This window comes from Winogradskyella sp., assembly GCF_013213975.1.
In the GTDB taxonomy this organism is placed as follows: domain Bacteria; phylum Bacteroidota; class Bacteroidia; order Flavobacteriales; family Flavobacteriaceae; genus Winogradskyella.
The window spans coordinates 17069-34895 of the sequence record NZ_JABSST010000033.1 but is presented as its reverse complement, the minus strand read 5'-3'; the positions used below and the strand labels follow the sequence as shown (position 1 = coordinate 34895).

Annotated in this window: 32 protein-coding genes; all 32 read left to right on the top strand. The window is 35.9% G+C overall.

The window, feature by feature from the left end:
• Positions 1-166 precede the first annotated feature (166 nt).
• Positions 167-541, top strand: coding sequence for a 30S ribosomal protein S12 (gene rpsL / locus HRU49_RS06815; protein WP_296355478.1), 375 nt, complete (start codon positions 167-169; stop codon positions 539-541).
• Positions 542-563: 22 nt separating this feature from the next.
• Positions 564-1040, top strand: coding sequence for a 30S ribosomal protein S7 (gene rpsG, locus HRU49_RS06810; protein WP_296355475.1), 477 nt, complete (start codon positions 564-566; stop codon positions 1038-1040).
• A gap of 8 nt (positions 1041-1048) precedes the next feature.
• A complete protein-coding gene (fusA, locus tag HRU49_RS06805; RefSeq protein WP_296355473.1) occupies positions 1049-3175 on the top strand; it encodes an elongation factor G in 2127 nt (708 codons plus the stop codon).
• A 13-nt stretch (positions 3176-3188) separates the two neighbouring features.
• Positions 3189-3494, top strand: a complete 306-nt coding sequence (gene rpsJ, locus HRU49_RS06800; protein ID WP_007650482.1) for a 30S ribosomal protein S10 — start codon at positions 3189-3191, stop codon at positions 3492-3494.
• A 138-nt stretch (positions 3495-3632) separates the two neighbouring features.
• Complete coding sequence (gene rplC, locus HRU49_RS06795) at positions 3633-4250, top strand: 50S ribosomal protein L3 (protein WP_296355471.1); 618 nt, start codon at positions 3633-3635, stop codon at positions 4248-4250.
• Positions 4250-4879, top strand: a complete 630-nt coding sequence (gene rplD / locus HRU49_RS06790; protein ID WP_296355469.1) for a 50S ribosomal protein L4 — start codon at positions 4250-4252, stop codon at positions 4877-4879. Before rplC ends, rplD begins: the two co-directional genes overlap by 1 nt.
• Positions 4880-4886: 7 nt before the next feature.
• Positions 4887-5177, top strand: a complete 291-nt coding sequence (gene rplW, locus HRU49_RS06785) for a 50S ribosomal protein L23 (protein ID WP_111685495.1) — start codon at positions 4887-4889, stop codon at positions 5175-5177.
• An 8-nt stretch (positions 5178-5185) separates the two neighbouring features.
• On the top strand, positions 5186-6013 hold the full coding sequence (gene rplB, locus HRU49_RS06780) for a 50S ribosomal protein L2 (protein WP_296355467.1): 828 nt from the start codon (positions 5186-5188) through the stop codon (positions 6011-6013).
• A gap of 10 nt (positions 6014-6023) precedes the next feature.
• Positions 6024-6302, top strand: a complete 279-nt coding sequence (rpsS, locus tag HRU49_RS06775; protein WP_008269180.1) for a 30S ribosomal protein S19 — start codon at positions 6024-6026, stop codon at positions 6300-6302.
• 5 nt (positions 6303-6307) lie between these two features.
• Positions 6308-6715 carry a 50S ribosomal protein L22 gene (gene rplV, locus HRU49_RS06770; RefSeq protein ID WP_296355465.1) on the top strand — a complete coding sequence of 136 codons (408 nt, stop codon included), beginning with the start codon at positions 6308-6310 and terminating at the stop codon, positions 6713-6715.
• 8 nt (positions 6716-6723) lie between these two features.
• Positions 6724-7440 carry a 30S ribosomal protein S3 gene (gene rpsC / locus HRU49_RS06765; protein WP_296355463.1) on the top strand — a complete coding sequence of 239 codons (717 nt, stop codon included), beginning with the start codon at positions 6724-6726 and terminating at the stop codon, positions 7438-7440.
• 20 nt (positions 7441-7460) lie between these two features.
• Positions 7461-7880, top strand: coding sequence for a 50S ribosomal protein L16 (gene rplP, locus HRU49_RS06760; protein ID WP_111685490.1), 420 nt, complete (start codon positions 7461-7463; stop codon positions 7878-7880).
• A 12-nt stretch (positions 7881-7892) separates the two neighbouring features.
• On the top strand, positions 7893-8084 hold the full coding sequence (rpmC, locus tag HRU49_RS06755; protein ID WP_296355460.1) for a 50S ribosomal protein L29: 192 nt from the start codon (positions 7893-7895) through the stop codon (positions 8082-8084).
• A gap of 17 nt (positions 8085-8101) precedes the next feature.
• Positions 8102-8359, top strand: coding sequence for a 30S ribosomal protein S17 (gene rpsQ / locus HRU49_RS06750; RefSeq protein ID WP_296355457.1), 258 nt, complete (start codon positions 8102-8104; stop codon positions 8357-8359).
• A 2-nt stretch (positions 8360-8361) separates the two neighbouring features.
• Positions 8362-8730 carry a 50S ribosomal protein L14 gene (gene rplN / locus HRU49_RS06745; RefSeq protein ID WP_278006379.1) on the top strand — a complete coding sequence of 123 codons (369 nt, stop codon included), beginning with the start codon at positions 8362-8364 and terminating at the stop codon, positions 8728-8730.
• Positions 8731-8742: 12 nt separating this feature from the next.
• Positions 8743-9054, top strand: a complete 312-nt coding sequence (gene rplX, locus HRU49_RS06740) for a 50S ribosomal protein L24 (protein WP_296355454.1) — start codon at positions 8743-8745, stop codon at positions 9052-9054.
• 2 nt (positions 9055-9056) lie between these two features.
• Positions 9057-9608, top strand: a complete 552-nt coding sequence (gene rplE / locus HRU49_RS06735; RefSeq protein ID WP_296355451.1) for a 50S ribosomal protein L5 — start codon at positions 9057-9059, stop codon at positions 9606-9608.
• 2 nt (positions 9609-9610) lie between these two features.
• A complete protein-coding gene (rpsN, locus tag HRU49_RS06730) occupies positions 9611-9880 on the top strand; it encodes a 30S ribosomal protein S14 (RefSeq protein ID WP_076620346.1) in 270 nt (89 codons plus the stop codon).
• Positions 9881-9980: 100 nt separating this feature from the next.
• Positions 9981-10379 carry a 30S ribosomal protein S8 gene (rpsH, locus tag HRU49_RS06725; RefSeq protein WP_296355447.1) on the top strand — a complete coding sequence of 133 codons (399 nt, stop codon included), beginning with the start codon at positions 9981-9983 and terminating at the stop codon, positions 10377-10379.
• Between the two features lie 12 nt (positions 10380-10391).
• On the top strand, positions 10392-10934 hold the full coding sequence (gene rplF / locus HRU49_RS06720) for a 50S ribosomal protein L6 (protein ID WP_296355444.1): 543 nt from the start codon (positions 10392-10394) through the stop codon (positions 10932-10934).
• Between the two features lie 10 nt (positions 10935-10944).
• The gene (rplR, locus tag HRU49_RS06715) at positions 10945-11301 is read left to right on the top strand and encodes a 50S ribosomal protein L18 (protein WP_296355441.1); all 357 of its coding nucleotides are present in this window, start codon (positions 10945-10947) and stop codon (positions 11299-11301) included.
• A gap of 6 nt (positions 11302-11307) precedes the next feature.
• The gene (gene rpsE / locus HRU49_RS06710; protein ID WP_296355439.1) at positions 11308-11832 is read left to right on the top strand and encodes a 30S ribosomal protein S5; all 525 of its coding nucleotides are present in this window, start codon (positions 11308-11310) and stop codon (positions 11830-11832) included.
• Positions 11833-11843: 11 nt separating this feature from the next.
• Positions 11844-12023 carry a 50S ribosomal protein L30 gene (rpmD, locus tag HRU49_RS06705; RefSeq protein WP_296355437.1) on the top strand — a complete coding sequence of 60 codons (180 nt, stop codon included), beginning with the start codon at positions 11844-11846 and terminating at the stop codon, positions 12021-12023.
• 16 nt (positions 12024-12039) lie between these two features.
• Positions 12040-12492, top strand: coding sequence for a 50S ribosomal protein L15 (gene rplO / locus HRU49_RS06700; protein ID WP_296355435.1), 453 nt, complete (start codon positions 12040-12042; stop codon positions 12490-12492).
• 12 nt (positions 12493-12504) lie between these two features.
• Positions 12505-13872 (top strand): preprotein translocase subunit SecY, encoded by a 1368-nt coding sequence (gene secY, locus HRU49_RS06695; protein WP_296355433.1) that lies wholly within the window; start codon positions 12505-12507, stop codon positions 13870-13872.
• A gap of 78 nt (positions 13873-13950) precedes the next feature.
• Entirely contained in the window at positions 13951-14166 is a 216-nt protein-coding gene (gene infA / locus HRU49_RS06690) for a translation initiation factor IF-1 (RefSeq protein ID WP_007094967.1), read from the top strand.
• Positions 14167-14191: 25 nt separating this feature from the next.
• Positions 14192-14308 carry a type B 50S ribosomal protein L36 gene (ykgO, locus tag HRU49_RS06685; protein ID WP_008269159.1) on the top strand — a complete coding sequence of 39 codons (117 nt, stop codon included), beginning with the start codon at positions 14192-14194 and terminating at the stop codon, positions 14306-14308.
• A gap of 102 nt (positions 14309-14410) precedes the next feature.
• Positions 14411-14785: a 30S ribosomal protein S13 gene (gene rpsM, locus HRU49_RS06680; RefSeq protein WP_296355431.1), complete on the top strand. Its 375-nt coding sequence runs from the start codon at positions 14411-14413 to the stop codon at positions 14783-14785.
• 104 nt (positions 14786-14889) lie between these two features.
• Positions 14890-15273 (top strand): 30S ribosomal protein S11, encoded by a 384-nt coding sequence (rpsK, locus tag HRU49_RS06675; RefSeq protein WP_294073563.1) that lies wholly within the window; start codon positions 14890-14892, stop codon positions 15271-15273.
• 173 nt (positions 15274-15446) lie between these two features.
• Positions 15447-16052 carry a 30S ribosomal protein S4 gene (gene rpsD, locus HRU49_RS06670; protein ID WP_296355427.1) on the top strand — a complete coding sequence of 202 codons (606 nt, stop codon included), beginning with the start codon at positions 15447-15449 and terminating at the stop codon, positions 16050-16052.
• A 96-nt stretch (positions 16053-16148) separates the two neighbouring features.
• The gene (locus HRU49_RS06665) at positions 16149-17141 is read left to right on the top strand and encodes a DNA-directed RNA polymerase subunit alpha (protein ID WP_296355425.1); all 993 of its coding nucleotides are present in this window, start codon (positions 16149-16151) and stop codon (positions 17139-17141) included.
• Positions 17142-17213: 72 nt separating this feature from the next.
• Positions 17214-17687 carry a 50S ribosomal protein L17 gene (rplQ, locus tag HRU49_RS06660; RefSeq protein ID WP_296355424.1) on the top strand — a complete coding sequence of 158 codons (474 nt, stop codon included), beginning with the start codon at positions 17214-17216 and terminating at the stop codon, positions 17685-17687.
• Positions 17688-17827 lie beyond the last annotated feature (140 nt).

The window sequence follows — 17827 nt, the reverse complement described above, 5'->3', positions numbered from 1 at the left end:
ATGATATCTAAAACGATAACGTAAAAATAGACCTTATTATATATGTAGAAAATGAATACTAAATTTTCTTCAAAAAATAAATTCTCAACTATTTGAATTATAAAGATATATTTCTACCTTTGCAGCCCTCAAAAGAGAGGGTTAACAAAAATTTATATAGTAATATATGCCAACAATTTCACAATTAGTACGAAAAGGAAGAGCCAAAATAACCAAGAAGAGTAAATCGGCTGCTTTGGATTCGTGTCCTCAAAGACGTGGTGTATGTACTCGTGTTTATACAACGACACCTAAAAAACCTAACTCAGCGATGCGTAAGGTAGCAAGGGTTCGTTTAACAAACGGAAACGAAGTAAATGCATACATCGGTGGTGAGGGTCACAACTTGCAAGAGCACTCGATAGTATTGGTTAGAGGTGGAAGGGTAAAAGATTTACCAGGTGTTAGATATCACATCGTTCGTGGTGCATTAGATACAGCAGGTGTTGCTGATCGCACACAACGAAGATCTAAGTATGGTGCAAAACGCCCTAAGAAGTAATTTAAAACTTTAAGAAGAAGACATGAGAAAAAGAGCAGCAAAAAAGAGACCGCTTTTACCAGATCCAAGATTTAATGATCAGTTGGTAACACGTTTTGTTAATAACATGATGTGGGATGGTAAGAAGTCTGTAGCTTTTAAAGTATTCTACGATGCAATTGATATTGTTGAGGAGAAAAAGAACAACGAAGAAAAAACAGCTTTAGAAGTATGGAAAGATGCTTTATCTAATGTGATGCCTCACGTAGAAGTACGTAGTCGTCGTGTTGGTGGTGCAACATTCCAAATTCCAATGCAAATTCGTCCAGATCGTAAAGTTTCAACTGCAATGAAGTGGTTGATTGGCTATGCACGTAAGAGAAACGAAAAATCTATGGCACAACGTTTAGCAGCGGAAATCTTAGCTGCAGCTAAAGAAGAAGGTGCAGCTGTTAAGAAAAGAGTTGATACTCATAAGATGGCAGAAGCAAATAAGGCATTCTCACACTTTAGATTTTAATTAGAACAATGGGAAGAGATTTAAAATTTACTAGAAATATAGGTATTGCCGCACATATTGATGCTGGTAAAACTACAACTACAGAGCGTATCCTTTATTACACAGGTGTATCTCACAAGATCGGTGAAGTACATGATGGTGCCGCTACTATGGACTGGATGGAGCAAGAACAAGAAAGAGGTATAACAATTACTTCTGCTGCTACAACTTGTACATGGAACTTTCCATTAGAAAATGGACAACCAACTCCAGACACTAAAGGATATCACTTTAATATTATTGACACTCCTGGTCACGTTGATTTTACGGTTGAGGTAAATCGTTCGTTACGCGTATTAGACGGATTAGTGTTCTTATTTAGTGCGGTTGATGGTGTTGAACCTCAATCTGAAACGAACTGGAGATTGGCTGATAACTATAAAGTACCTCGTATTGGTTTCGTTAATAAAATGGACCGTCAAGGATCTAACTTTATGGCAGTATGTCAGCAGGTAAAAGATATGTTAGGTTCTAATGCAGTTCCTATTGTAATGAATATTGGAGACGAAGCTGATTTTAAAGGAATTGTTGATTTAGTGAAAAACCGTGCTATTGTTTGGCACGATGAAACGCAGGGATCGACTTTTGATGTTATTGATATTCCTGAAGAATTAAAAGCTGAGGCTGCGGAGTTAAGAGCTAATCTTATTGAAGAAGTAGCTAGTTATGATGAAAATCTTTTAGAGAAATTCATGGAAGATGAAGACTCTATCACAGAAGACGAAGTGCATGCTGCACTCAGAGCTGCTGTAATGGATATGTCAATCATTCCTATGATTTGTGGGTCTGCATTTAAAAATAAAGGTGTACAATTTCTATTAGACGCTGTTTGTCGTTACCTTCCTTCCCCTGTAGATAAGGAGGCGATTGTTGGTACGGACCCAGATACAGATACTGAGATTGCACGTAAGCCAGATGTAAAAGAACCATTTTCTGCATTAGCATTTAAAATTGCTACTGATCCATTTGTTGGTCGTTTAGCATTCTTTAGAGCCTATTCAGGGCGTTTAGACGCAGGTTCTTATGTATTAAACAATAGATCAGGTAAGAAAGAGCGTATCTCTCGTATCTACCAAATGCACTCTAACAAACAAAATGCTATTGAGTTTATCGAAGCGGGTGATATTGGTGCAGCGGTAGGTTTTAAAGATATCAAGACTGGTGATACATTGTCTGCGGAAAAGCATCCAATTGTATTAGAATCAATGGACTTCCCAGATCCAGTAATTGGTATCGCTGTTGAGCCAAAGACAAAGGCTGATGTTGATAAGTTAGGTATGGCTCTTGCAAAATTGGCAGAAGAAGACCCAACATTTACAGTAAGAACTGATGAAGCTTCAGGTCAGACCATTATTTCTGGTATGGGTGAGCTACATTTAGATATTATTGTTGACCGTCTTAAGCGTGAGTTTAAAGTAGAGGTTAATCAAGGGCAACCTCAGGTAGAGTACAAAGAAGCTATTACACAACGTGCACAGCACAGAGAAGTTTACAAGAAACAATCTGGTGGACGTGGTAAATTCGCTGATATCGTATTTACACTTGAGCCAGCTGAAGAAGGTAAGCAAGGTCTTGAATTCGTATCTGAAATCAAAGGTGGTAACGTACCAAAAGAATTTGTTCCTTCTGTAGAGAAAGGATTCAAAATGGCAATGGTTAACGGTCCATTAGCAGGTTACGAAGTAGACGCTATGAAAGTTACGTTAACTGATGGGTCTTACCACGATGTGGATTCTGATCAGTTATCATTCGAATTGGCTGCAAAATTAGGATTTAAAGCTGCTGCAAAAGCTGCAAAAGCTGTAATCATGGAGCCAATCATGAAATTAGAAGTATTAACACCTGAAGAATACATGGGTGATATTGTAGGTGACCTTAACCGTCGTCGTGGTCAAGTTAATGACATGAGCGATAGAGCAGGTTCTAAAGTTGTAAAAGCTAATGTACCATTATCTGAAATGTTTGGTTATGTAACTGCATTAAGAACATTATCGTCTGGTAGAGCAACTTCAACAATGGAATTCTCACACTATGCTGAGACACCACAAAATATATCTGAAGAAGTAATCAAAGCAGCTAAAGGCGTAGAAGCTTAAAACTAAAAAGAAAATGAGTCAGAAAATTAGAATAAAATTAAAGTCTTACGATCATAATTTAGTTGATAAGTCTGCTGATAAGATTGTAAAAACAGTAAAGAGCACAGGTGCTGTTGTAACGGGTCCAATCCCTTTACCAACACACAAGAAAATTTTCACTGTGTTACGTTCACCTCACGTTAACAAGAAGTCAAGAGAGCAGTTTCAGTTAAGTTCTTACAAGAGATTATTAGATATCTACTCTTCATCTTCTAAAACAATCGATGCATTAATGAAGCTTGAGTTACCAAGTGGAGTTGAAGTAGAGATTAAGGTGTAATCATATATTGAGCGCAATGCTCAAAGACATGTCCGGAGCTGCGAGCGAAGGAAAAACGGTAAAAATACAATTCAAGGCTGAAACGTATTTTTCAGCCTTGAAGTTTAAATAAGGAATAATAATTAATAATAAATAAATATGTCTGGGTTAATTGGAAAAAAAATCGGTATGACCAGCATCTTTGATGAAAATGGAAAGAATATTCCATGTACAGTAATCGAAGCAGGTCCATGTATCGTTACCCAAGTCAGAACTGAAGAAGTGGATGGTTACAATGCCCTTCAATTAGGTTTCGATGACGCGACAGAAAAAAACGCAACTAAGGCTGCTCAAGGGCATGCTAAAAAAGCGGGTACTTCTGTAAAACGCAAAGTCGTAGAATTTAAAGGTTTTGGCGAGGAGTACAAATTAGGTGATGCCATCACAGTAGAACAGTTTATCGAAGGTGAGTTCGTTGATATTTCAGGAACTTCAAAAGGTAAAGGTTTCCAAGGTGTAGTAAAGCGTCATGGTTTTGGAGGTGTAGGTCAAGCAACGCATGGTCAGCACAACCGTTTAAGAGCTCCAGGTTCTATTGGTGCAGCTTCTTATCCTGCGAGAGTTTTCAAGGGAATGAAGATGGCCGGAAGAATGGGTGGTGATACAGTAAAAGTTCAAAATTTAAGAGTTTATAAAGTAGTTCCAGAAAAGAACTTGCTTGTTGTAAAAGGATGTGTTCCTGGTCACAAAAATTCTTATGTAATTATTGAGAAGTAATGAAGGTAGCAGTTTTAGATATAAACGGAAAAGATACGGGTAGAAAAGCTGAGCTTTCTAAAGACGTATTCGCTATTGAGCCTAATAATCATGCTGTCTATTTAGATGTTAAGCAATACTTAGCAAACCAAAGACAGGGAACGCACAAGGCAAAAGAAAGAGCAGAGATTGCTGGAAGTACACGTAAGATCAAGAAACAAAAAGGAACTGGTACTGCACGTGCAGGTTCTATTAAGTCTGGTGTATTTAAAGGTGGTGGTCGTATGTTTGGTCCAAGACCAAGAAATTACGGGTTTAAATTAAATAAAAACGTAAAGCGATTAGCACGTAAATCTGCATTAAGTATTAAGGCAAATGACAAGTCAATTGTAGTATTAGAAGATTTTAATTTCGATGCTCCAAAGACTAAGAATTTCGTTGATGTATTAAAGGCATTAGAGATAGATAACAAAAAGTCTCTATTTGTATTGGGTGACTCGAATAATAATGTATATTTGTCGTCGCGCAATTTGAAAGGTTCTGAAGTTATAACTAGTTCAGAATTAAGCACTTATAAAATAATGAACGCTAATAAAGTTGTTCTTTTAGAAGGTGCATTAGAAGGAATTGAATCGAATTTAAGTAAATAAAACACAGATGAGTATCTTAATTAAACCTATCATCACAGAAAAAGCAACCATGCAAAGTGAGTTGTTAAATGCTTATGCATTTGAAGTGAACACAAAGGCGAACAAGGTAGAAATCAAAAAAGCGGTTGAGGCTGCTTATGGTGTTTCTGTAGAAAAAGTTCGTACTATAAATGTCCGTCCAGATAGAAGAACACGTTACACAAAAACGGGTATTCAACATGGTAAAACAAATGCCGTTAAAAAGGCAATTGTACAACTGGCGGAAGGTGAGACAATAGATTTATACGCTAACATGTAATTAGACTTATGTCAGTAAGAAAATTAAAACCGATCACATCAGCTCAGCGATTTAGAGTAGTTAATGGATTTGACGCCATTACTACTGACAAGCCGGAGAAAAGCTTGCTTGCTCCGAAAAAAAGATCTGGTGGTAGAAACAGTCAAGGAAAAATGACCATGCGCTACAAAGGTGGTGGCCATAAGAAGAAGTATCGTATTATCGATTTTAAACGCAACAAAACTGGAATTCCAGCAGAAGTTAAAACAATTGAGTACGATCCAAACAGAACTGCATTTATTGCTTTATTAAATTACCAGGATGGAGAGAAGCGATATATCATCGCTCAGAATGGTTTACAAGTAGGGCAGACAGTTGTATCTGGTGAGAAAGGAATTGCTCCAGAAATTGGGAATGCAATGCCATTAAGTCAAATACCTTTAGGTACGATTATCTCTTGTATTGAGTTACGTCCTGGTCAAGGTGCTGTTATGGCGCGCAGTGCTGGTGCATTCGCTCAGTTAATGGCAAGAGATGGAAAGTTTGCTACTATTAAATTACCTTCTGGTGAAACGAGAATGGTATTGGTAACATGTATGGCTACCATAGGCGTTATTTCTAACTCAGATCATCAGTTAATCGTATCTGGTAAAGCAGGTAGAAGCAGATGGTTAGGAAGACGTCCACGTACAAGACCAGTAGTAATGAATCCAGTTGATCATCCAATGGGTGGTGGTGAAGGTAAATCTTCAGGTGGTCACCCAAGATCTAGAAATGGTATTCCAGCTAAAGGTTATAGAACGCGTTCTAAGACGAAAGCGAGTAACAAGTATATTGTAGAACGTAGAAAGAAATAATTAAGATAGTATGGCACGTTCATTAAAAAAAGGACCTTATATCCACTATAAATTAGAAAAGAAAGTTGCAGAGAATGTAGCTTCTAACAAGAAGACAGTTATTAAAACTTGGTCTAGAGCATCAATGATTTCTCCAGATTTTGTTGGTCAGACAATCGCTGTACACAACGGCCGTCAGTTTGTACCAGTTTATGTTACTGAAAATATGGTAGGTCATAAATTAGGAGAATTTTCACCAACAAGATCTTTTAGAGGTCATGCAGGTGCTAAGAACAAAGGTAAAAAATAAGAATCATGGGAAGTCGTAAAAAACAAATGGCGGAAGCTATTAAGGCTGAGAAGAAGCAGGTTGCTTTTGCAAAGCTAAATAACTGTCCTACATCTCCAAGAAAAATGCGTTTAGTTGCAGATTTGGTTAGAGGTGAAAAGGCTGATAAAGCTCTTCAGATTCTTAGATTTAGTCAGAAAGAAGCGTCTCGTCGTTTAGAAAAGTTAGTTATGTCTGCAATTGCAAACTGGCAGGCTAAGAACGAAGATGCGGATGTTGAGGAAGCTAATCTATTTATCAAAGAGATTAGGGTTGATGGTGGTACAATGCTTAAGCGTTTACGTCCAGCACCTCAAGGTAGAGCACACAGAATTCGAAAGCGTTCTAATCACGTTACTGTGGTTGTAGACGCATTAAATAAAACACAAAGCTAAGATAGAGTATGGGACAAAAGACAAATCCAATCGGAAATCGCTTAGGTATTATCAGAGGATGGGAATCTAACTGGTATGGCGGAAATGATTATGGAGATAAACTTGCTGAGGATGATAAAATCCGTAAGTATATCCATGCGCGTTTATCTAAAGCTAGTGTGAGTAGAGTAATTATTGAGCGTACGCTTAAACTTGTAACCGTTACTATCACTACTGCTAGACCTGGTATTATTATTGGTAAAGGTGGTCAAGAGGTAGACAAGTTAAAAGAAGAGCTTAAGAAAATTACTGGAAAAGAAGTTCAGTTGAACATCTTTGAAATTAAAAGACCTGAGCTAGATGCACATTTAGTAGCAGCAAGTATTGCGCGTCAGATTGAAAGTAGGATTTCATACAGAAGAGCAATTAAAATGGCTATCGCAGCTGCAATGCGCATGAACGCTGAAGGAATTAAAGTTCAAATTAGTGGTCGTTTAAATGGTGCTGAAATGGCACGCTCTGAGCACTACAAAGAAGGACGTATTCCGTTATCTACATTTAGAGCTGATATTGATTATGCTCTTGTTGAATCACATACTACTTATGGTAGATTAGGTGTAAAGGTGTGGATTATGAAAGGTGAAGTATATGGAAAAAGAGAACTTTCTCCATTAGTAGGTCTTTCAAAGCAAAAAGGAAAAGGTGGACGAGGTGGAAACAAAGGAAACCAACGTCGTAGAAAGTAATTTTTTAAAGAAAAGAAAAAATGTTACAGCCTAAAAGAACAAAATTTCGTAAGCAGCAAAAAGGTCGTATGAAAGGTAATTCTGGAAGAGGTCATTTGTTATCAAATGGTACTTTCGGTATTAAGTCATTAGACTCGTCTTTTATAACTGCACGTCAAATAGAAGCAGCGCGTATTGCCGCTACTCGTTACATGAAAAGAGAAGGATCGTTATGGATTAAAATATTTCCAGACAAGCCTATCACAAAAAAGCCTCTTGAAGTACGTATGGGTAAAGGTAAAGGTGCCGTGGAATATTGGGCAGCTGTTGTAAAACCAGGACGCATATTATTCGAAGTAAGTGGTGTACCATTAGACGTAGCTCAAGAAGCTTTACGTTTAGCAGCACAAAAACTTCCTGTAAAAACTAAGTTTATCATAGCTAGAGATTACGAAGCTTAATAAAAAGGAATTATGAAGCAATCAGAAATTATACAGCTTTCAACAGCTGAGTTACAAGAAAAACTTAGTGAGACTAAAAAGAGTTATGCAGACCTAAAAATGGCTCACGCAATATCTCCTTTAGAAAATCCAATTCAGTTACGTAACGTAAGACGTAGTGTAGCGAGATTGGCAACAGAGTTAACTAAAAGAGACGGACAATAATTGTATTCTGCTGAAAGATGGAAAAAAGAAATTTAAGAAAAGAACGTATAGGAGTAGTTACTAGTAACAAAATGGAGAAATCTATTGTTGTTTCAGAAGTAAAGAAAGTAAAGCATCCTATGTATGGAAAGTTCGTGTTAAAGACAAAGAAATACGTCGCACACGATGAGACAAACGACTGCAACGAAGGAGATACTGTAAAGATCATGGAAACAAGACCTATGAGTAAATCTAAATGTTGGAGATTAGTAGAAATAATTGAAAGAGCGAAGTAATTATGGTACAACAAGAATCAAGATTAAAAGTAGCTGATAACACTGGAGCTAAAGAAGTTTTAGTAATTCGTGTTTTAGGTGGTACAAAAAGGAGATATGCTTCTGTTGGTGATAAAGTAGTAGTGTCTGTTAAGGATGCTACTCCAAACGGAAACGTTAAGAAAAAAGCAGTGTCTACTGCGGTTGTTGTACGTACTGCTAAAGAGGTAAGAAGACCAGATGGATCTTACATCAGATTTGATGACAATGCTTGTGTACTTTTGAACCCACAAGGTGAAATGAGAGGCACTCGTGTATTTGGACCTGTAGCAAGAGAACTTCGTGATAAACAATTCATGAAAATTGTATCATTAGCACCTGAAGTGCTTTAATTGATAAATAAGATGACAAAGCTTAAAATAAAATCAGGAGATACAGTACAAGTCATTGCTGGCGATCATAAAGGATCTGAAGGTAAAGTACTTAAAGTATTAAAAGATAAGAACAAAGCCATCGTAGAAGGTGTGAACATGGTTAAGAAACATACAAAACCAAGTGCACAGAATCCTCAAGGTGGTATTGTAGAGAAAGAAGCATCTATTCATATATCTAACTTGTCTTTACTAACCGGTAAAGGTGAAACAACAAGAGTTGGATTTAGAATGGATGGCGACACTAAAGTGAGATTTTCTAAAAAATCTAATGAAGTAATTTAATTATGGCTTACGTTGCAAGATTAAAACAAGAGTATAAGGACAAAGTTGTTGCTGCTCTTACAGAAGAATTTGGATATAAGAATGTAATGCAAGTACCTAAGCTAGAAAAAATTGTACTTTCTAGAGGTGTTGGTGCTGCTGTTGCAGATAAAAAATTAATTGATCACGCTGTTGATGAGTTAACTAAAATTACTGGACAGAAAGCTGTAGCTACGATTTCTAAGAAAGACGTTGCTTCATTTAAATTACGTAAAGGTATGCCAATTGGTGCTAAAGTAACTTTACGTGGTGAGCAAATGTATGAATTCTTAGATAGATTAGTGACTTCAGCATTACCACGAGTAAGAGATTTTAACGGTATTAAAGCTAACGGTTTTGATGGTCGTGGAAATTATAACTTAGGTATTACAGAACAGATTATTTTCCCAGAAATTGATATCGATAAGATAAACAAGATTTCTGGTATGGATATCACATTTGTGACTTCAGCTGAAACAGATAAAGAGGCTAAGTCATTATTAACAGAACTAGGATTACCATTTAAAAAGAATTAATTATGGCTAAAGAATCAATGAAAGCTCGTGAGGTGAAGCGTGCTAAAACGGTTGCTAAATATGCTGAGAAAAGAAAAGCTTTAAAAGAAGCTGGAGATTACGAAGCATTACAAAAGTTACCAAAAAATGCATCACCAATACGTATGCACAACCGTTGTAAACTTACAGGAAGACCAAAGGGTTATATGAGACAGTTTGGTATCTCTCGTGTAATGTTTAGAGAAATGGCTAATAAAGGGTTAATTCCTGGAGTAAAAAAAGCAAGTTGGTAACAGGAAGCGAAATAGCTTCTGTACAATTATCAATGTAACTATTGTATAATCGGAATGTAGGTTCGAGAGACTCGAAAACCATTTTCCAAAATTTAAAACTATGTACACAGATCCAATAGCGGATTATTTAACGCGAGTTAGAAATGCTGTGAAAGCTAACCACAGAGTGGTAGAGATTCCTGCATCTAACTTAAAAAAAGAGATAACTAAGATCTTGTTCGATCAGGGCTACATCTTAAGTTATAAGTTTGACGACTCAACAGTACAGGGTACTATTAAGATTGCCTTGAAATACAACAAAGACACTAAAGAGTCCGTCATCAAGAAAATTCAAAGAATCAGTAAACCAGGTTTACGTAAATATGCTGGGGCTAACGAAATGCCAAGAATCTTAAATGGTTTAGGTATTGCAATTGTTTCAACGTCTCACGGTGTGATGACAGGTAAACAAGCGCAAAGAGAAAACGTTGGTGGCGAAGTATTATGTTACGTTTACTAAAAACAGGAAGTTATGTCAAGAATAGGTAAAAGCCCAATCGCAATTCCTGAAGGTGTAACAGTTGAGATTACAGATAACGTAATTACTGTAAAAGGTAAATTAGGTGAGTTATCTCAAGATTATTCAGCAGTTGAAATTAAGCAAGAAGACGGTACAATACAAGTATCACGTTCTTCAGAAAAGAAAGATCACAGAGCAAAACACGGTCTATATAGAGCGTTAATTGCGAATATGATAGAAGGTGTGTCTAACGGATTTACTAAAGAATTAGAATTAGTAGGTGTTGGTTACAGAGCATCAAATCAAGGACAGAAATTAGATTTAGCTATTGGTTTCTCTCACAATATTGTTATGGACATTGCGCCAGAAGTAAAAGTTGAGACAATATCTGAAAAGGGTAAAAACCCAATCGTTAAATTAACATCTCATGACAAGCAATTGGTTGGACAGGTTGCAGCGAAAATTCGTGGCTTCCGTAAGCCAGAGCCTTACAAAGGAAAAGGTATCAAGTTTGTTGGTGAAGAAATTAGAAGAAAAGCAGGTAAATCAGCTTAATAATTGAGTTATGGCATTAACAAAGACAGAAAGAAGAATAAGAATTAAAAACAGAATCCGCAAGGTTGTATCTGGTACTGAAACAAGACCGAGATTAACTGTTTTTAGAAGTAATAAAGAAATTTACGCTCAGGTTGTAAATGATGTTACTGGAGTAACTATAGCTGCTGCATCTTCAAGAGATAAAGATATTGCAAAGTCCAAAGGAAATAAAACTGAAGTTGCTGCTTTAGTTGGTAAGGCTGTTGCTGAAAAAGCTATTAAAGCTGGTGTTGAAACTATTTCTTTTGATAGAGGTGGTTACTTATATCACGGAAGAGTAAAATCATTAGCAGACGGTGCTAGAGAAGCAGGACTTAAATTTTAAGACATTATGTATCAAAAATATAAAAACGCAGAATTAGTAAAACCAGGCGGATTAGATTTAAAAGATCGCTTAGTTGGTGTACAGCGTGTAACTAAGGTAACTAAAGGTGGTAGAGCATTTGGATTCTCGGCTATCGTAGTTGTAGGTGATGAAGCAGGAGTTGTAGGACATGGTTTAGGAAAGTCTAAAGATGTGGCTACTGCAATTGCAAAAGCTGTTGAAGATGCTAAGAAGAACTTAGTAAGAATTCCAATCATTAAAGGTACTTTACCTCATGAACAAAAGGGTAAGTATGGTGGTGCTAGAGTAAATATTATTCCAGCTGCACCTGGTACAGGAGTTATTGCTGGTGGTGCTGTAAGAACAGTACTTGAAGCTGTTGGTGTACATGATGTATTATCAAAGTCTCAAGGTTCTTCTAACCCTCACAATGTGGTAAAAGCAACATTTGATGCTCTATTACAATTAAGAGATGCTAAAGCAGTAGCTAGAGAACGTGGAATTTCACTTGAAAAAGTATTTAAAGGATAATCTAGGATAAGATGGCAAAGATTAAAGTAACGAAAGTAAAGAGTGCAATCAATCGTACTAAAAGACAAAAGCTTACATTAGAAGCTTTAGGTCTTAAGAAGATTGGTCAAACTGTAGAGCACGATGCCACACCAAATATCCTTGGTATGGTTAAAAAAGTTGAACATTTAGTTTCTGTAGAAGAAGCTTAAAAATATACACTTAAAAATGGATTTAAGTAATTTAAAACCTGCAGAAGGTTCAGTTAAAAATCAAGGAAAGCGCGTTGGTCGTGGGCAAGGATCTGGTAAAGGTGGTACTGCTCGTAGAGGTCATAAAGGTGCGAAATCACGTTCTGGATATTCTAAGAAATTAGGATTTGAGGGTGGTCAAATGCCTTTACAAAGACGTGTCCCTAAATTCGGATTTACTAACATCAATAGAGTGGAGTACCAAGGTATTAACTTAGATACTTTACAGGAGTTAGTAGACGAAAAGAAAATTAAGGGTGCTGTAGACTTTGATACACTTGTTGCCTTAGGTAAAGCTGGAAAGAATGATCTAGTGAAAATCTTAGGAAGAGGTGAATTAAAAGCAAAATTAACAGTAACTGCTCATAAATTTACTGCTACAGCAAAAGCTGCTATTGAAGCTGCTGGTGGTGAAGCCGTAACTTTATAAGATATATTAAGGATGAAGATAATAGAAACATTAAAAAACGTCTGGAAAATTACAGAACTTAAGGATAGAATCATTCTTACTTTAGGTTTATTATTAGTTTATCGTTTTGGTGCTCAGGTTGTTTTACCTGGTATTGATATCGATAAATTAGGAGGTTTACAGGCTGGTGTAGATGGTGGAATTTTAGGATTATTAAATGCCTTCACAGGTGGTGCCTTTGCAAACGCTTCGGTATTTGCCTTAGGAATTATGCCTTATATATCGGCATCCATCGTTGTACAATTAATGGGTATTGCGATTCCTTATTTGCAGAAATTACAAAAGGAAGGTGCGAGTGGTCAAAAGAAAATCACTCAAATTACACGTTGGTTAACTATTGGTATTTGTTTAGTACAAGCGCCTGGATATTTGGCTAGTGTACCTGCGCTATCTGGAGCCCAATCTATGAGTGCTTTGTTAGTCCCTAATTTTTCTGAAAGTATCTTTTACTTTTCATCAGTTATCATATTAGTAACAGGCTGCGTCTTTGCAATGTGGTTGGGTGAAAAAATTACAGATAAGGGTATTGGTAATGGTATATCATTATTAATTATGGTTGGTATTATTGCGACTATGCCACAGTCATTTATGCTTAATGCAGCATCAAGATTAGATGGTGGTAATGGTGGTTTTATGATGATCTTAATTGAAATGGTAATCTGGTTCTTGATTATTTTAGCATCGGTATTCCTAGTAATGGCCGTGCGTAAAATAGCAGTTCAATACGCTAGGCGAACTGCTTCTGGTGGTTACGAGAAGAATGTATTTGGATCGCGTCAATTTTTACCGTTGAAGCTAAACGCTTCTGGTGTAATGCCTATCATATTTGCTCAAGCAATTATGTTTGTACCGGGATTAATTGGTCAAGCTTCATTTTTAGAAGGTACTGAAACAGGTCAGTGGTTACAAGCAGAATTTGGAAATAACTTATTTGGATTTTGGTATAATGTAGTATTTGCATTATTAATTATCATATTCACGTATTTCTATACTGCTATTACTGTACCAACGAATAAAATGGCTGATGATTTAAAACGTAGTGGTGGATTTATTCCAGGTATTAGACCAGGTACAGAAACTGCAGAATATTTAGACAAGATTATGTCTCAAATTACTTTACCAGGATCTATATTCTTGGCATTGGTTGCGATATTTCCAGCATTTGTTTATCAATTTGCAGGGGTGCAACAAGGTTGGGCATTATTCTTTGGTGGAACATCATTATTGATTATGGTGGGAGTTGCTATTGATACAATGCAGCAGATTAATTCTTATTTATTGAATAAGCATTATGATGGCTTGATGAAAACAGGTAAGAACAGAAAATCTGTTACCTCATAATTATAAAATCAGTTTAGAAAGTTCAATGGCTTTAAGCAAAGTATTTGTTAAAAGACAATTGAACACTAAAAATAATTTATGGCAAAGCAAGCAGCGATAGAACAAGACGGAACAATTATAGAAGCATTATCAAATGCAATGTTTCGTGTTGAATTAGAAAATGGTCACATAGTGACAGCACATATATCGGGTAAGATGCGTATGCACTACATTAAGTTGTTACCAGGTGATAAAGTAAAATTAGAAATGAGTCCTTACGATTTAACTAAGGCTCGAATAACTTATAGATACTAAAATTAGTATTTAAAAACTATTACAGATGAAAGTAAGAGCATCAGTTAAGAAAAGAAGTGCTGATTGTAAATTAGTACGACGTAAAGGAAGACTATACGTTATTAACAAGAAGAATCCTAGATTCAAACAAAGACAAGGATAAACAAAGAAAAGTCATTAGTAATTAGTAGTTAGATGAATCTGTTCGAAATCGAAAGGTTTAGGATTCTAACAACTAAACACTAACACTAAACACTAAATTAATATGGCAAGAATTGCAGGTGTAGACATACCAAAACAAAAAAGAGGAGTAGTATCCTTAACTTATATCTATGGAATAGGTAGAAGTAGAGCTAAAGATATCTTAGAAGCTGCTAAGGTAGACGAAAGCACAAAAGTTCAAGATTGGACTGACGATGAAATCGGAGCAATCCGTGAGGCAGTTGGTACGTACAAAATTGAAGGTGAATTACGTTCTGAAACACAATTAAACATTAAGCGATTAATGGATATTGGATGTTACAGAGGTATTCGTCACAGAGCTGGACTTCCGTTAAGAGGTCAGCGTACTAAAAACAACTCTCGTACAAGAAAAGGTAGAAGAAAAACAGTTGCTAACAAGAAAAAAGTAACTAAATAATAACAGACATTAGTCATTAGTAATTAGACGTTAGATGAATCTGTTCGAAATCGAAAGGTTTAGGATTCTAACAACTAAAAGCTAACAACTAGAAACTAAAAGATATGGCAAAGTCAAGTTCTAAAAAACGTAAAGTAATTGTTGATGCTATTGGCGAAGCACACATCACAGCTTCATTTAACAACATCATTATTTCTTTAACAAATAAAAAAGGTGACGTAATTTCTTGGTCATCTGCTGGTAAAATGGGCTTTAGAGGTTCTAAAAAGAACACTCCTTATGCAGCACAATTAGCAGCTGAAGATGCTGCAGGTGTAGCAAAAGAAGCTGGTTTAAAGAAAGTAAAAGTTTATGTAAAAGGTCCTGGTAACGGTAGAGAATCTGCTATCAGATCCATACACAATGCAGGTATTGAGGTATCAGAAATCATTGATGTAACTCCAATGCCACATAATGGTTGTCGTCCACCTAAAAGACGTCGTGTATAATTACGGATTTAAAGCAATTAATATCAGTCAAATAATTGACTGATATTTGCTTTTTTATGCGTACATTTGCAAACTTAAAATTTAAAATAACAAGTATCAACGAGAGGTAAATGGTTATTGAAGGATAAGATTAAGACCTTAATTCTTTAACTACTCTCAAAAACAATTAAAAAATGGCAAGATATACTGGTCCTAAAACAAAAATCGCTCGTAAATTCGGGCAACCTATTTTTGGAGACGATAAAGCCTTCGAAAAAAGAAACTATCCTCCAGGTCAGCACGGAAATAATCGTCGTCGTGGAAAAAAATCTGAATACGCTATCCAATTAATGGAGAAGCAAAAAGCAAAATATACTTACGGTATTTTAGAGCGCCAATTCAGAAACATGTTTAAAAGAGCAACCGCTGCACAGGGTATTACTGGTGAGGTATTATTACAGTTATGTGAATCACGTTTAGATAACGTAGTTTACAGAATGGGTATTTCTCCAACTAGAAGCGGTGCGAGACAGTTAGTGTCACATAGACACATAACCGTTAACGGTGAAAAAGTAAACATTCCATCTTACCAATTAAAAGCTGGTGATGTTGTAGGTGTTAGAGAAAAATCGAAGTCTTTAGAGGCAATCAAAAATTCTTTAGCAAATTCAAGCAACGTTTACGAATGGATTACTTGGAATAATGATACAATGGAAGGTACTTATGTTGCTGTTCCAGCGAGAATTCAGATTCCTGAGCAAATCAATGAGCAGTTCATCGTCGAATTGTATTCTAAATAATAAATTAATCACATTGGTATTTAGCCAAAGGGTTTATGGTCTTCTTCAAACCTTTAAACCGCGCAACTAAATAACAATTAAAACGAAGGCAAGAGTATGGCAATATTAAATTTTCAAAAACCAGACAAAGTAATCATGATTGATTCTACTGATTTCGAAGGTAAATTCGAATTCAGACCATTAGAACCAGGATATGGTTTAACAGTTGGTAATGCACTAAGACGTGTGTTATTATCTTCTTTAGAAGGTTTCGCAATTACATCTGTTAGAATAGAAGGTGTAGATCACGAATTTTCTACAATTTCTGGTGTAGTAGAAGATGTTACTGAAATGGTGTTGAACTTAAAGCAAGTTAACTTTAAGCGTCAAATTGATGAAGTTGATAACGAAACTGTTACAATTTCTATTTCAGGACAAGAGCAAATCACTGCTGGTGATTTCCAAAAGTTTATTTCTGGTTTCCAAGTATTAAATACGGATTTAGTGATCTGTAACTTAGATCCGAAAGTAAACATCAACATGGAATTAACGATCGAAAAAGGTAGAGGTTATGTTCCTGCTGAAGAAAATAAAAAAGCTTCTGCACCAATAGGAACTATTTTTACAGATTCAATTTACACTCCAATAAAGAATGTAAAGTATAGCATTGAAAACTTCCGTGTTGAGCAAAAAACGGATTATGAAAAATTGGTTTTCGAAATTCAAACAGATGGTTCAATTCATCCTAAAGATGCATTAACGGAAGCTGCTAAAATATTAATTCACCACTTCATGTTATTCTCTGACGAGCGTATTACCCTTGAAGCTGATGAAATTGCACAGACTGAAACTTATGATGAAGAGTCACTTCACATGAGACAATTATTAAAAACTAAATTAGTTGATATGGACCTTTCTGTGCGTGCATTAAACTGTTTAAAAGCTGCAGAGGTTGATACTTTAGGTGATTTAGTATCATTTAATAAAAATGATTTAATGAAATTCAGAAACTTTGGTAAGAAGTCATTAACTGAGCTAGAAGAACTAGTTAACGTTAAGGGTCTTAACTTTGGTATGGATTTAAGTAAATACAAATTAGATAAAGACTAATTATAATTAATTATTAATCATATTTTGCTCCTCAAATAATGAGTTTGGTAGCAAGATGATAAAACAAAAGTCATGAGACACGGAAAAAAATTCAACCACTTAGGTAGAAAATCAGCCCACAGAAAGGCAATGTTAGCTAATATGGCTTGTTCTTTAATAGAACACAAGCGTATTAACACTACAACTGCAAAAGCAAAGGCATTAAAACAATTTGTTGAGCCTTTAATCACTAAATCTAAGGAAGACACTACGCACAATAGAAGAATTGTAATGTCTAGATTAAAGCAGAAAGAAGCTGTTGCAGAGTTATTTAGAGATGTTGCTTCTAAAGTAGGAGATCGTCCAGGAGGTTACACACGTATTATTAAGTTAGGTAACCGATTAGGTGATAACGCTGATATGGCTATGATAGAGTTAGTTGATTACAACGAACTTTACACAGCAGGTAGACCTGAGAAGAAGACTCGTAGAAGTAGAAGAGGTGGTAAGAAAAAAGCAGTAGCAACTCCACCAGTTGAAACTCAAGCTTCAAACGAAGAAGAATAAAATGTTAATAAGCATTAATAAATATAGAGGATAGACTTTTTAAGTTTATCCTTTTTTTTTGGATTTTTGCAACGTTTAATCTTTAATGTCAATACGATAGTGTAGGGAAAGAACAAACGGAAATCTTACAAACCCATATA

Coding starts and splice junctions, on each gene's coding strand:
- rpsL (WP_296355478.1), top strand. CDS start 167: ATGCCAACAATTTCACAATTAGTACGAAAAGGAAGAGCCAAAATAACC.
- rpsG (WP_296355475.1), top strand. CDS start 564: ATGAGAAAAAGAGCAGCAAAAAAGAGACCGCTTTTACCAGATCCAAGA.
- fusA (WP_296355473.1), top strand. CDS start 1,049: ATGGGAAGAGATTTAAAATTTACTAGAAATATAGGTATTGCCGCACAT.
- rpsJ (WP_007650482.1), top strand. CDS start 3,189: ATGAGTCAGAAAATTAGAATAAAATTAAAGTCTTACGATCATAATTTA.
- rplC (WP_296355471.1), top strand. CDS start 3,633: ATGTCTGGGTTAATTGGAAAAAAAATCGGTATGACCAGCATCTTTGAT.
- rplD (WP_296355469.1), top strand. CDS start 4,250: ATGAAGGTAGCAGTTTTAGATATAAACGGAAAAGATACGGGTAGAAAA.
- rplW (WP_111685495.1), top strand. CDS start 4,887: ATGAGTATCTTAATTAAACCTATCATCACAGAAAAAGCAACCATGCAA.
- rplB (WP_296355467.1), top strand. CDS start 5,186: ATGTCAGTAAGAAAATTAAAACCGATCACATCAGCTCAGCGATTTAGA.
- rpsS (WP_008269180.1), top strand. CDS start 6,024: ATGGCACGTTCATTAAAAAAAGGACCTTATATCCACTATAAATTAGAA.
- rplV (WP_296355465.1), top strand. CDS start 6,308: ATGGGAAGTCGTAAAAAACAAATGGCGGAAGCTATTAAGGCTGAGAAG.
- rpsC (WP_296355463.1), top strand. CDS start 6,724: ATGGGACAAAAGACAAATCCAATCGGAAATCGCTTAGGTATTATCAGA.
- rplP (WP_111685490.1), top strand. CDS start 7,461: ATGTTACAGCCTAAAAGAACAAAATTTCGTAAGCAGCAAAAAGGTCGT.
- rpmC (WP_296355460.1), top strand. CDS start 7,893: ATGAAGCAATCAGAAATTATACAGCTTTCAACAGCTGAGTTACAAGAA.
- rpsQ (WP_296355457.1), top strand. CDS start 8,102: ATGGAAAAAAGAAATTTAAGAAAAGAACGTATAGGAGTAGTTACTAGT.
- rplN (WP_278006379.1), top strand. CDS start 8,362: ATGGTACAACAAGAATCAAGATTAAAAGTAGCTGATAACACTGGAGCT.
- rplX (WP_296355454.1), top strand. CDS start 8,743: ATGACAAAGCTTAAAATAAAATCAGGAGATACAGTACAAGTCATTGCT.
- rplE (WP_296355451.1), top strand. CDS start 9,057: ATGGCTTACGTTGCAAGATTAAAACAAGAGTATAAGGACAAAGTTGTT.
- rpsN (WP_076620346.1), top strand. CDS start 9,611: ATGGCTAAAGAATCAATGAAAGCTCGTGAGGTGAAGCGTGCTAAAACG.
- rpsH (WP_296355447.1), top strand. CDS start 9,981: ATGTACACAGATCCAATAGCGGATTATTTAACGCGAGTTAGAAATGCT.
- rplF (WP_296355444.1), top strand. CDS start 10,392: ATGTCAAGAATAGGTAAAAGCCCAATCGCAATTCCTGAAGGTGTAACA.
- rplR (WP_296355441.1), top strand. CDS start 10,945: ATGGCATTAACAAAGACAGAAAGAAGAATAAGAATTAAAAACAGAATC.
- rpsE (WP_296355439.1), top strand. CDS start 11,308: ATGTATCAAAAATATAAAAACGCAGAATTAGTAAAACCAGGCGGATTA.
- rpmD (WP_296355437.1), top strand. CDS start 11,844: ATGGCAAAGATTAAAGTAACGAAAGTAAAGAGTGCAATCAATCGTACT.
- rplO (WP_296355435.1), top strand. CDS start 12,040: ATGGATTTAAGTAATTTAAAACCTGCAGAAGGTTCAGTTAAAAATCAA.
- secY (WP_296355433.1), top strand. CDS start 12,505: ATGAAGATAATAGAAACATTAAAAAACGTCTGGAAAATTACAGAACTT.
- infA (WP_007094967.1), top strand. CDS start 13,951: ATGGCAAAGCAAGCAGCGATAGAACAAGACGGAACAATTATAGAAGCA.
- ykgO (WP_008269159.1), top strand. CDS start 14,192: ATGAAAGTAAGAGCATCAGTTAAGAAAAGAAGTGCTGATTGTAAATTA.
- rpsM (WP_296355431.1), top strand. CDS start 14,411: ATGGCAAGAATTGCAGGTGTAGACATACCAAAACAAAAAAGAGGAGTA.
- rpsK (WP_294073563.1), top strand. CDS start 14,890: ATGGCAAAGTCAAGTTCTAAAAAACGTAAAGTAATTGTTGATGCTATT.
- rpsD (WP_296355427.1), top strand. CDS start 15,447: ATGGCAAGATATACTGGTCCTAAAACAAAAATCGCTCGTAAATTCGGG.
- HRU49_RS06665 (WP_296355425.1), top strand. CDS start 16,149: ATGGCAATATTAAATTTTCAAAAACCAGACAAAGTAATCATGATTGAT.
- rplQ (WP_296355424.1), top strand. CDS start 17,214: ATGAGACACGGAAAAAAATTCAACCACTTAGGTAGAAAATCAGCCCAC.